Genomic DNA, 13,147 nt, shown 5'->3' on the forward strand with positions numbered 1-13,147 from the left:
TATTTTACTTTATAATGGCTAGTTTTAGACACATCAATTTTAAGCATAGACGTGTTTTTCGTTTTTTATTTGGTCTCATCATAGCTGAAAACTTATGAAAACCTATTTTCTTGAGCAACTAATTTTGTCAACAAACCCTTCATCTACGGACGCTGTGCCAGTAGAGTTGGCATCTTGCGTGCTCACTATCGGTAATTTTGACGGTGTACACCTCGGTCATCAGGCAATGCTAGCCCAAGTTCGCGAAATTGCGCGTACCCAAGACCTAGGGGCAGCGGTCATGATATTTGAGCCACAGCCACGTGAGTTTTTTGCACCCGCCAAAGCACCTGCACGTCTGACTAATCTGGCAGAGAAGCAAGCACTATTGGCAGAATATGGTGTTGAAACATTGATCGTAGCAGGTTTTGATACGGAGTTTCGGTCGCTATCAGCACAAGCATTTGCTGACATACTAGCCAAGCGTCTGAACGTAAAAGCATTGGTGTTAGGCGATGACTTCCGCTTCGGTCATGACCGTACTGGCGACAGTCAGTTTTTGCGTAACTATGGGCTACATGTGACCAATCTGAATACGGTCACTGATGACAATGCTAACAGCGTTATTGACGAACACAACGTAATTAATGACTGTACTACTGATATAAATAGTGATGCTACACGCATTAGCTCTACTCGTGTTCGCGATTTACTATTGGCAGGTGAGCTTCAGGCAGCTAATAGGCTACTTGGTCGTACATATGCAATCACAGGTGTCGTTGTCCGCGGTGACCAGATAGGTCGCACGATAGATTTTCCTACCGCAAATATCGATTTGCAACGTATAAAGCCTGCCTTACATGGTATTTTTGCGGTCGATGTGGTTAGCTTAGACGCTGATGGCAATGTGATAGCGGATGGCTTGACTGACCTTGCCACTGACGGTCATGCAGGTGTTACAGGGTTACGCGCGCATAGTTTGTTTGGCACAGCTAATATTGGCAAAAGACCCTCTGTAGATAAAGGTAGTGACTGGCGATTAGAAATCCACTTTCCGCAGTTGCAAGCTGATTTATACGGATTGAATCTACAAGTACGTTTCTTACACTTTTTGCATGGTGAGCGTCGCTATGATGGATTAGAAGCATTAAAAGCTGGCATTCATCAAGATGTCGCTGATTTACTTGAGTGGCGCGAAAAGCAAATTTAAAATTTAGTCATATCTCAGACATGAAAACCCCCGCGATAGGACTAGTATCGCGGGGGTTTTGTATAATGTTATGAGTCTTTATGCACTAGGATGTAGGCGTACGTTTAACTCATCGATAGTTTCTACCCACGCTGCATCTTTTTGCCATTCTTCTTGCAAGAACATGCGTTGATTGTCTGTCCAAATGTTAGATTCTGTAAGCTTCTCTTCTTTTGCTAACGCATTTTTTTCAATAAAGGTATTGATTGCTTCATCAGAGCTATCTAGACCCAGCTGTGCAAATAGCTCATTCATTGTATATTCTGGTTCACCCAACATAATTTTCTCCTTAAATGGTACGAACATGATCGCACTTCTTGTTTAACGTGCTTATTCTTCAAATTGATACACTTATTGTAGCAAGCTTTACTTTAATAGCTGTTAATCAACGTTTATCTAACGTTATCAATTGTATTAACGGTAAACTACTTTTGCCGATTTAAGGAAGTTAATTCGACTGCTCCCATATGCCTATTTCTCATAGGCACAAAAAAGCCCTCTATACTAGAGGGCTTTTTCTAAGCTATTTATATAACAGCTTTAGCAGATTAGCTACTTATGGAAGCAGGTGTGCTACTGCATCACGCTCTTCACTAAGCTCTTGCTCAGTAGCAGCCATTTTCTCTTTAGAGAAATCTGATGATACGTCAACGCCATCTACGATAGACCAGTCGCCGTTAGTACATGTGCATGGGAATGAGTAGATCAAACCTTCAGCAATACCGTATTCGCCGTTTGAGTAAACGCCCATCGATACCCAATCATTCTCATCACTACCTAGTGCCCACGTACGCATGTGTGCAATAGCAGCGTTGGCAGCAGAAGCAGCAGATGATGCACCGCGAGCTTTAATGATCGCAGCACCGCGCTGTTGTACTTCTGGGATATAAGTCGCTTCGTACCAGTCACGATCCACTAAGTCTAGTGCAGGCTTACCGTTTACAGTACAAGCGGTTAGATCTGGATACTGAGTTGATGAGTGGTTACCCCAGATGATCATTTTTTTCACGTCATTTACAGTGCTGTCAGTCTTACCAGCCAACTGTGCCATAGCACGGTTGTGATCAAGACGAGTCATTGCAGTGAAGTTGCGTGGATCAAGATCTGGTGCATTACGCTGAGCGATAAGTGCGTTCGTGTTAGCAGGGTTACCAACTACCAATACTTTTACATCACGGCTAGCGACTTCGTTCAATGCTTTACCTTGTGCTGAGAAGATCGCAGCGTTGGCTTCTAGCAAATCTTTACGCTCCATACCTGGGCCACGAGGACGTGCACCAACCAGTAAAGCATAATCGATATCTTTAAATGCGACATTAGCATCGTCAGTTTGGACAATACCAGCCAACAATGGGAATGCACAGTCTTCTAGTTCCATGACCACACCCTTTAGGGCGTCAAGAGCTGGCGTAATTTCAAGTAATTGCAAAATAACTGGCTGATCTTTACCTAGCATCTCGCCAGATGCAATACGAAATAGCATCGCGTAGCTGATATTACCAGCGGCACCAGTGACGGCAACACGTAAAGGCTGTTTCATTGACATTGAATACTCCCTAATTAATTATTAGATAATTCTAATGAACGATTATCATTTTAGATATCGACTTGTTTGCCGCATAGCAGCATGTATAAACCGAGAGCTAGTGTAGCACTTCATCGCAGTGACCGTCTAGATACAGTCATAGACCTGTCAGGGATTATATTGTTACATTTTATACGGAAGAATTTTTGTAGAGGCTAAGCGCTTATAGATAAAGCGCTAAAGGGCTGTAGAAGTGAAAGACAAAGCATCTTGTGATCATGTTATACGTAGCTAAAACGGTCAAAATAGGCAGTCTATACTGCTAGATACAAACAAAAGATATTGAAAATGATATTAAAAGAGAGGTCTAAGCAGACAAGTAAAGACTATCGTCCACCTGAAATGATAAATCGACTACCACAGCTGTCTACAACATCATGACAAGTACCGAAGTCATTACCTTCATAACACACATGTATATCAGTGAGTATTGATTGACGACGGCTGCCATTTTGACAAATAAGATCCACACTATTGGAAGACATACCACTATTGAGACGGGTCATTTGACTGATAAATCTTGATTTGGAAACCGTATAACTGTTGCCAGTATTTAGCTCGTTCGGTAATTTTAATCCACCTGCATAGTTAGTAATCTGTCGAAAATAACTGCTGGCACTAAGTGGACTACAGGCTCCATAGCGCTGCCACGCTTGGCTACGTACCGTGGTGTCAGGCATGATGCGGTTGACGACTTTTAATTGTAGCGGTGTAAGGCGTGGCTCACTACCACGGCCGCAGCGTTCACCATATCCCATATCTAAACCAGATACAGTCAATGAATACCCTTCTAAACACTGACGCATACGGGCCCGTGTTGGCTGCATACTACATAATGCTGGTGTCATCTCGATCATCAATACCCGCTGACCACTCTTAGCTGTACTAGCTGCCTGTGCTGGCAAAAGAACAACACCCTGTATGAGCAATAAAGCGCCAAAACTCATCGTTGCTTTAATGGTACCTAAGCTGTGGTTACTAGCCAAAGTTGCACGCAATCGCACCATAGAATTAACAGCCTTATTGCTCACGTTTGTCTTTGTGTTTGCCTCTGCGTTCGATAACGAGCATATCCGACTAAGTAGCGAATATTTGGTTTTTAGCGACATAGAAAGACTAAAGTATTTTTTGATCATAGGACTAAAGGTAGTTAATTAGCAATGATAAGACATAGGCTATAACTTAAATCATTAGACGCGACATATAAAACACGCATTGACCTAAGAACAAGACTGAAGAATAGGGTTTTCCATTAAGGCAATGGTAACAAAACGTTTTTTTTAATCTATAGCAAAAACGTAAACGTTGACGACATCGTCAGGAAGCTCGATAAATGTTGATAAAGTGCTGAAAAATAACGAATGTACCATTTACCTGAGCCAGCTAACCAATACCTTAACAGAACAAACCAGCAGATAAAAACAAACCACTAACAATAAATCATTAGTGGTCTATTAAGTATACATTCAGTGGTTAAAATCCAGTTGGTATCGTACCCATACGCTGGCTGATGGGCTGATTACGGCCCAACAAGCTACTATAAATAGTGGCATTTTCCATCACGTGTTTGACATAGTTGCGTGTCTCAGGAAACGCAATCGACTCTACGTATTGATCTGCGGCAAGTGATCCGTACACTGGCTGCCAGCGTTTGGCGTTGTTAGGTCCAGCGTTGTATCCTGCGGTTGCCAATACTGGCTGATAATTGAGCTTGCCCAAGATATCACCCATATACCATGTACCGTAGCGAATATTGGTATCGCCACTATTGGCACGGCTCGCACTATAAGTCTCACCTAGGTTACGAGCGATATATTTTGCGGTATCAGGCATGACTTGCATCAGTCCACTCGCGCCTACGTTTGAGCGCGCAGACGATACGAAACGACTTTCCTGACGCATGATGCCATATGCCCACGCTGGATCAATACCTGCTGACTCACTATAACGCACGACCGCGCTTTGATGCGGCATCGGATGCGAGAGTGCCAAGCTATCCACCCTATCGGTATTGTCAATCGCATAAATCGCTCGATCGAGCCAGCCCATATCATAGGCTTGACGAGCAGCAGCAATAATCAAATTATCATCACGATTGTCACGAGCTTGCTTAACTGCCCAGTTCCATTCGCGGTTGGCATAACCACGGCTAGCATCAGAGTTGTACAACGCAAACGCACGAGCAAAGTTGGCATCTTGCATGACGCGCGCGCGGTCAGCAGTACTCACGTTAGGCAAATTACTACCGCCTAACCGGCTAGCATCAAAACGCTGGCCTATTTTATCTTTTGCCATCAGGCCATAGTAATCATTACTTTTTGCTAAGTTTTGATACATTTTTTTAGACGTATTACGCTTGCTACTATCGCTTGACTGCTCGTAAGCACGAGCCAGCCAATACTGCCACTGGGCTTCTCTTTGCGTTTCGCCATCCATTTTTGAGATGGCCTCTACCACATCATCCCAACGACTGAAGCGAATTGCCGCCATGGCGTAGTCTTCTGCTTCTTCAAAGTTAAAGTCATTGTCCAAACTGTTGTGGAACCAATCAACTGCTTCAGCGTTAAAGCCATCGTCAGTATTGTGATTCATACGCTGTACGCCAAGAGTGCGGTAAGCATAGCGTCGGGTTTCGTCATTCAATAATCTGACGGAACGCTGATTGTCTTGTTTGATGTCAAAGTCTAACTGTAACGCTGCTTCACGATAAGACTTATCAGCCATACGACCGATTGCATACATATATAGGTATTGATTGGTTTGGCTAGCAGGCTCACGACCAAATCGACTAAAAAACGATGATGGATTAAGCTGAATTTCGCTCAACGCAGAATAAGTAATAGGTGTACCAAGGCGTGATGACAACGCCATAATATCACCTGTCTTGCCTTTACGTAACATACGCTTGAGACGAGCAGCACGATCCTGATCACTAATCAGCGCGTTATTATTCATCTCCATCGCTAACTGATCACACAACGCTGGTTGCTTTTTGGTGGTTAGCCATACATCAGACTTGGCTGCCATAGCACGCATGGTGTCACCACCATTATTGAACCCAAGCGCAATTGCACATCGTTCACTGGCATCTGCATTGGTGATCAAGTTGGCTACTTGTCTCACCGAAGCATAATCGTTTGACCCTGCTTTGGACTCCGCAAAATCAGCTACCAATTTCTCAGCCATAACCGTGTCTGGATACTGACGTACAAACTGAGAAACAGCCGCTGAACTCTGTGAATTAAGGTCTAAATTCATACGCCAATAAGCCGGATACATCGCAAACAGACCGCCACTCATCATCTGTTCATAGTTATAAAGCGCACTCACATCACCGCGATCTGCGGCGATAGCAGCTGACATAAATGAGTCGATACTGTTGTCTTGCTGGTAACCTTGCTGATAATTACTTTCTTGTTGGTAGCTGTCCTCATCGCCCCACGTCAACTCTGCACAAGCGACTTGTGACACACCAAGTGCACTGACTGCTGTTACCACGCTCAACGCGCTCATCCGTAGCGTACCTACTGTAATTCGCTTTGACGCGTGCTTTTGACTGATAGACTCGTCGTCCTTGATACTGTGCGCAACACGCAACTTTGTCATACTGACTCTCTTTATGATATCTCTACAAATATGTGAACAACGGTTCGTTAAGTACCGCCAAGGGTATATCAATCATCATACTATACTCATTGTGCTTTCAACTATCTCCTTTACCTTTTGTTAATAAATATGACAGCACGGTGTAACATAAAAGTGATAGTGAGCTTCTATTTTTATGATTAGCAGTATTAGTAATAGTAAACAATTGATACTGCTATGAATTATTTACCGTATTGACAATTTATCGCTTGTGCTAATTTTTCACATTGGCACAGGGTTGTGATAAAATACGCCACCTGTTAATCATCGACTTTGCTATATTTTTGGTCAATCATGGATTTATCCTTATGAGTGTTACTGTATTCAACCCCCGCATCAATGACGCTGCCGTTACTGAAACAACTGCTGACGCGCCAGCTATCACTGCACTCAATGAAGCAAGTTCAGCCCAAGCGCCCGTCGAGAAAGCAGTGACGAAAAAGGTATTTGTGACCACTCAAGGCTGTCAGATGAATGTCTATGACTCTGACAAAATGCTCGACGTCCTCGGTGACTCACATGGTATGGAAGTCACGCACGATATCGACGAAGCCGATGTGTTACTAATGAATACCTGCTCTATTCGCGAAAAAGCACAAGAGAAAGTGTTTTCGGAATTGGGTCGCTGGCGCAAACTAAAAGAAAAACGCCCAGACTTAGTCATTGGTGTGGGTGGCTGTGTGGCCTCTCAAGAAGGCGACAACATTCAAAAACGTGCGCCTTATGTCGACATGGTATTTGGCCCGCAAACCTTGCATCGCCTGCCAGATCTCTATGATCAGTCAAACGAACAGCGTGAAATCGCACCAAAAAATCGTATTGGTACGATTGATGTGTCATTCCCTAGCATTGAAAAATTTGACTTTTTGCCAGAGCCAAGAGTAGAAGGCTATAAAGCCTTCGTATCTATTATGGAAGGCTGCTCAAAGTATTGCTCATTCTGCGTGGTGCCTTATACTCGCGGTGAAGAACTGTCACGTCCACTTGATGACGTATTAGCTGAGATTGATAGCCTTGCCGCTCAAGGTATCCGTGAAATCAATCTATTGGGCCAAAATGTCAACGGTTACCGCGGTGAAAAAGATGACGGCAGCATTTGCCGTTTCGCTGAGCTATTACACTATGTCTCGCACGTTGATGGTGTAGAGCGTATTCGCTATACCACCAGCCATCCGCTAGAATTTACTGATGACATCATTGATGCTTATGCACAGTTGCCAGAGCTGGTATCGCACCTGCATCTACCCGTGCAGAGTGGCTCAAACGCTATCTTGGCTGCGATGAAACGCAACCATACAATCGACGTTTATATCAATCAGATTAATAAGCTCAAAGCCATTCGCCCAGATATTCACTTGTCGAGCGACTTTATCATTGGCTTCCCTGGCGAAACAGATCAAGATTTCCAAGATACCTTAAACTTAGCAAAAGAATTGAACTTTGATCATTCTTACAGCTTTATCTACTCTAAGCGTCCAGGCACGCCAGCGGCTGAGTTACCAGATGATGTTAGCTTTACCACTAAAAAGGCACGCTTGGCAGAATTTCAAAAAGTCATTATTGACTCAACGCTAGCGAAAACGCATGAAATGGTTGGTACCACGACACGCGTATTGGTTGAGCAAATCGCTAATCGTCATCCTGATTGCTTAATCGGGACGGCAGATAACACTCGTACCGTCATGTTCCCTCATGATGTCGAACAAATGGATGAAATGTTGGGTAAGCTCGTCAGCGTACGCATTACTGATTTCGTCAGCCCGCACATGGTCAAAGGTGAGCTAATCGAAATATTAGCGTAACTGTTAAATTATAAGATTGAGTAAGAATAAAAAAAGCCGTTCGCTATTATAGCGAACGGCTTTTTTATCGCTTTCAGGTTGAGCAATATGTATTGATCATTTATAGAACTGCAATTATCGACAAAAAATCATCACATAAAAATGACTGCCACTGATAAATAGCAGACATTACTATCAAGGCACTGCTAATACGGCACAATTGCACAAATCACTACTCTCAAACTGAGTAATATCACCGGCATCAAGCTCTGGAACAGGAAATACTCTCACGGTCAGCGGTTTATTTAACCGATATGCCATGGTACCTGTATCTCGCATCAAGGCACATAATTTATCCTTGGGTGTATCACCTGGAATAGGAACTGTATCAAGACCGATACCGCAGATGGCACTGTTGGTCAACAACATAGGAATATCAAACTCATTATCAAGCGTGGCTTGCGCCAATCCTTTGTCTTCAGTAACCGCCAGCATCAATCCTGAGAAACCAACCATATCGATGTCTGTGATTGACTTAAAAACTCTGGTCAGTAAAGCAGAGGTCTCCACTGTACCTGAAGCACCAAAATAAGGTACGCCAAGCAGTTTGTAGACATCAACCATAGAATGACAATCTTTAGAAGGCGCTGGTGAGGTATCTATACCGAGATAACGCCAGTCTGATGCTGAATTAAGCTGCTGTACACAGCTATCGATATTATTGATATGGTACTGCAAGGCTTTGCTCAAAGCATCAAATATAAACTGCTGGTCCTTTTGATAAGTCATACCGTTTAAGAGAGACTCTTTACGGATGTACTGCAACGTTTCTACCAATAAATCGGGAGTTTCAAGACCAACAACAAAACCTTTCTCAGTCTTGCCGCTATGATAGCTTGCTGGAAAATAAGGAATAAACTCATCGCAGTTAAAATTTACAGTGAAATTAAAATTCCCTTCACCTCTAGGTGTCAGTTTAGCGATAGCTTGTACTGTCTCAGCGCATTGTTCAATAAGTGCATTATCTAAAATACCTATCTCATTGGCAGTCACATTCACACAAGCGTTGCATAAATCACCATATTGCGCAATCAGTTCGGGCAATAACTCAATCTCCTGTGCTGTCTTGGCTTCACCGATTGCAAAGCGCACTCTCAGACCACTTTTGCCTTCATTAAGTACGTCTAGAATATCAGTGATTGTTGCCAATCCAGTAGAAGCCGTCGATAGACTTGAAGTATCTAGGTATTCACCGTACGGGTTAGTCACTATCCGTATTGATTGCACGGTATAGTCTTTACTATTTAGATTTTCTACTACTTTTTCACAGTGTGTAATAGCATCTTCCAATACAGCTTGCCACGTTGCCATATCTGAATATAAGTTGATAAAAGTTGTCACTGTCCGAACCTTACACAGCTTTTTATCTTTTAGTTTTTCTATCATTTCAAAATCTAACGATGTCTTAGCACTACTATTATCACTCATAATCTCTCCACTTTTTGAACGAAAAAACCCATAATACGTAGCATACAAATTTACTCAAGTATGAGTATACATAGGGATTGCTAGTAAAATAGGCTTGTTTTCGAAATGATGTCAAGCGTGCCGATAAAAAGTAACGCATCATGTATTATCATTGCACTCATTGATGATACGCCGTTCTAGGCTTAATACCAAAACTCTTTGAAAAATGAGCAATGACTGCTTTGGTATAGTTATTCAGCTAACCAATCCGTCTGCCGTAACTGCTGCTTGGTCTCACGGCGACGTTTTTTGCGAACGATATCGATATCCTCCTTTTCGTGAATACCACCTTTTTTTAATAGCGGATCCAATGCCAAATAGTTGCGTGGCTTAACAGTACCTAGCGACTGCTGAACGCCTGTTTCAGCTTGTTGCTCTAACTGCCGTTCGATTTGTTTGGCCTTTTTTAAGGTTTGTTTTAAGCTCATGTTGTTACCTATATTTTTAATAACTCTAAATCTATTTTATATATTTGAGTAACCGCATAGTGAGGTCACGACTAGGACATCAAGCGCAAACAGTACACTTAGCTCGATTGACACCGGCGTGACTCGCTATGATTTTACTCTCTAGCCCTTAATACACATGACTTGTTTCAACGTATGCACCACTTCTACCAAATCAGCTTGGTTGGCCATCACTTCATCAATGTCTTTATAAGCGCCAGGTATCTCATCAATGACACCTTCGTCTTTACGACACTCGACGCCGTCAGTCTGTGCCTTTAGCTCATCGATAGTAAATGCTCGTACAGCCTTGCCACGGCTCATCTGTCGCCCTGCCCCATGCGAACATGAGCAAAATGACTCAGCCTCGCCAAGACCACGTACGATAAAAGACTTTGCACCCATAGAACCTGGGATGATACCGAGCTCACCATCATGAGCACTGATAGCCCCTTTACGCGTCACATAAACCTGCTCACCAAAATGCACTTCTTCGGTGACATAGTTATGATGACAATTGATGGCTTCTTTAGTCAGCTGAAATCGTGGCAATCCTGCTTGTGGCGATTGTAATGACTTAATCACTAAGCGCATCATCTCGCGGCGGTTCTCTAGCGCATAATCCTGTGCCCAGCCAACCGCTTCAACATAATCAGCAAAGCTATCAGACCCTTCGGCAAAATAAGCCAAATCACGGTCAGGCACATGACCAAAACGTGATTGACGTTCTTTTTTTGCCAGATTGATAAAATAGCGACCGATACAGTTACCAATACCGCGACTGCCCGAATGTAGCATTACCCAGACATCTTTGTTTTCGTCCAAACACAGCTCAATGAAATGATTGCCACCGCCTAATGTGCCCAGCTGCCTTGCCCACGTACGCTCAAAACCTTTGAGCATTTTGAGCAAGCCCGGATGCTTATCAGTAATTGGCTTTAGACGCTTACCTAATGGATCAAGCGTTGAGTTCTTAGCCTGAATTTGCTTGTGCATATTAAAACCGACTGGCACTTGCTGCTCTACTACTGAACGTAATGACTTTAAGCTATCAGGCAGATCACTCGCCGTCAGGGACAAGCGTACTGCGTTCATACCACAGCCGATATCGACACCAACCGCAGCAGGAATAATCGCCGATTTGGTCGGGATCACGCTGCCGACTGTGGCGCCTTTACCAACGTGTACATCAGGCATTACCGCAATATGCGAATGTACAAATTCCAGCTGAGCCAAATTGCGTAGTTGCTGCATCGCCCCTTGCTCAACATCTGATGTGTAAATCTTAACTGGTACGCCGTGTTTACGGTTTTCATTTAATACTAATTGAATGCTCATAATTTTTTATTTCCATTTTAGTTTTTAATAACCATATAATATTTTTTGACTATTATTATTTTTAGGCATCACTTACCCATCTCAATTAAACAAAACGTTTAATAAGAAAATTATTTAATAATTCATAAAATTTAGGCAACAAAATATCATTTTTTATTAATTATAAAACTAATAAAAAATATGGTTTATTTATAATGGACGTTTTAAAGAAGGGTGATATAAATCAAAACCGTCAGCCACAGCGTAAATACTATACGCATAGGAAAGCAACAGCTAAACCATAGCCTGAGTCACTTTATTAGCAATAACGATAAAGAGGAATGTTAGGTAAACAGACAACAGTAGGTGCAAAATCGCTTAACACGCTTGCAGAGCAATCTTGGACAATGGACTTAGAAAAGGGATAGATCCGGCAGATATAGAAAGTTGTTGTTTGATAATCATAGGTAGAAAATCAATGTACAACTGACTTACAAGCTTAGCCACACCTTTGCGAAGTCGTCACTGCTGTCAGGTAGTTTACACATTCAATCTTTAAAAACGTCTTAATAGTTAAATAGGACACGATGATTCCTCCATAGGTTATGGCTAATGTCAGGGCGACAGTAGCAGATTAATTAGGATAATTTATCACTTGTAAAGACAAGCACTATAAATCAATGAGGTAATAATAACGATTTAAAAATTAAAGTCAATAACTAATTTATTTTTTATAGAAAAAATATAGGAAACGTACATTTAATTAAGCACTTTAATTTAAAGATATATTGGTATTTTTTAAACCATAAAACTATTTATAACTTCAGCCAATAAAGCCGCAGCAATAATAATAAATATCACCCCGCAACCACGATTGAGCCAAGCCAAACGATTACCTACATCGAGCCAACTTGCCAGCTTTTTGCCGCCTAAAGTATAAACAATTTGCCAAATCGTCTCGCTCAAAAACAAGCCGATGGTCAATAGCACATATTGCGGCCATAATGGCGCACTGAAATTGATAAACTTAGGAAAAAATGCTGCAAAAAACAAAATAGCTTTCGGGTTAGATAGTGATACCCAAACACCCGTACGAAACAAGGTTGCGTTGTCTGGGGCTATTTTGGTAGCAGCACTAGAGAGCGAACGCGGCGGCGGTGTATTAGGTGCGCTATCAACAGTATAGCCTGCCGCTACCTCGGCACTCAATTCTTTAGCATCACTCATCAAACTACCATCACCAGCATCGCGCCAAGAACTGATACCCAGATAAATCAAATATACTGCACCTACAGCTTTGATGATGGTCAGCAGCCAAGGTGACTGGCGACTGATGACATCCAATCCAAGCAGTGTCGATAGTAATAATACAAACAAGCCAAGACTTAAACCTGCCAATGTCCATAAAGTTCGCTTAACGCCATAATTCATGCCGTACTGAAACGCTAGCAGCATGTTCGGACCAGGGGTCGCTGATATAAAAAACGTACTTGCGAAAAATACTACAAACAGATGCCAAGACATCAATCACCCCTACTTCGTTATATGTAAATAGTTCTAATATAAACCGCTATACGACTTAAATAAGCCATTAAAAAATAAACACCGCCATTAAGAC

General features: G+C 42.4%; 10 protein-coding genes. 2 read left to right on the forward strand and 8 right to left on the reverse strand.

The features are described from left to right. Window positions 1-94: 94 nt before the first annotated feature. Window positions 95-1,189 (forward strand): riboflavin biosynthesis protein RibF, encoded by a 1,095-nt coding sequence (ribF, locus tag ACT3QQ_RS00410; protein WP_444526455.1) that lies wholly within the window; start codon window positions 95-97, stop codon window positions 1,187-1,189. A gap of 78 nt (window positions 1,190-1,267) precedes the next feature. Here ribF and ACT3QQ_RS00415 read toward each other — a convergent pair whose 3' ends face one another. The 4 genes from ACT3QQ_RS00415 to ACT3QQ_RS00430 form a co-directional block, all read right to left on the reverse strand. Next, window positions 1,268-1,507 (reverse strand): DUF2789 family protein, encoded by a 240-nt coding sequence (locus ACT3QQ_RS00415; protein WP_444526456.1) that lies wholly within the window; start codon window positions 1,505-1,507, stop codon window positions 1,268-1,270. Between the two features lie 277 nt (window positions 1,508-1,784). Further along, window positions 1,785-2,774, reverse strand: coding sequence for a malate dehydrogenase (locus ACT3QQ_RS00420; RefSeq protein WP_444520209.1), 990 nt, complete (start codon window positions 2,772-2,774; stop codon window positions 1,785-1,787). A gap of 365 nt (window positions 2,775-3,139) precedes the next feature. Further along, a complete protein-coding gene (locus ACT3QQ_RS00425) occupies window positions 3,140-3,844 on the reverse strand; it encodes a ribonuclease T2 (RefSeq protein WP_444526457.1) in 705 nt (234 codons plus the stop codon). Window positions 3,845-4,286: 442 nt separating this feature from the next. Then, window positions 4,287-6,419 carry a transglycosylase SLT domain-containing protein gene (locus ACT3QQ_RS00430; protein WP_444526458.1) on the reverse strand — a complete coding sequence of 711 codons (2,133 nt, stop codon included), beginning with the start codon at window positions 6,417-6,419 and terminating at the stop codon, window positions 4,287-4,289. 347 nt (window positions 6,420-6,766) lie between these two features. On the opposite strand from ACT3QQ_RS00430, the gene miaB reads away from it, so the two are divergent. Then, window positions 6,767-8,260 carry a tRNA (N6-isopentenyl adenosine(37)-C2)-methylthiotransferase MiaB gene (gene miaB / locus ACT3QQ_RS00435; protein WP_444526459.1) on the forward strand — a complete coding sequence of 498 codons (1,494 nt, stop codon included), beginning with the start codon at window positions 6,767-6,769 and terminating at the stop codon, window positions 8,258-8,260. A 174-nt stretch (window positions 8,261-8,434) separates the two neighbouring features. Here miaB and ACT3QQ_RS00440 read toward each other — a convergent pair whose 3' ends face one another. The 4 genes from ACT3QQ_RS00440 to ACT3QQ_RS00455 form a co-directional block, all read right to left on the reverse strand. After that, window positions 8,435-9,727, reverse strand: a complete 1,293-nt coding sequence (locus ACT3QQ_RS00440) for a DUF711 family protein (protein ID WP_444526460.1) — start codon at window positions 9,725-9,727, stop codon at window positions 8,435-8,437. A gap of 230 nt (window positions 9,728-9,957) precedes the next feature. Beyond that, on the reverse strand, window positions 9,958-10,194 hold the full coding sequence (locus ACT3QQ_RS00445; RefSeq protein WP_444520214.1) for a hypothetical protein: 237 nt from the start codon (window positions 10,192-10,194) through the stop codon (window positions 9,958-9,960). Between the two features lie 141 nt (window positions 10,195-10,335). Continuing rightward, window positions 10,336-11,550: an RtcB family protein gene (locus tag ACT3QQ_RS00450; RefSeq protein WP_444526461.1), complete on the reverse strand. Its 1,215-nt coding sequence runs from the start codon at window positions 11,548-11,550 to the stop codon at window positions 10,336-10,338. 777 nt (window positions 11,551-12,327) lie between these two features. Beyond that, complete coding sequence (locus ACT3QQ_RS00455; RefSeq protein ID WP_444526462.1) at window positions 12,328-13,053, reverse strand: LysE family translocator; 726 nt, start codon at window positions 13,051-13,053, stop codon at window positions 12,328-12,330. Between the last annotated feature and the right edge of the window lie 94 nt (window positions 13,054-13,147).

This window comes from Psychrobacter sp. AOP7-A1-24, assembly GCF_052376235.1.
Taxonomy (GTDB): Bacteria; Pseudomonadota; Gammaproteobacteria; order Pseudomonadales; family Moraxellaceae; genus Psychrobacter.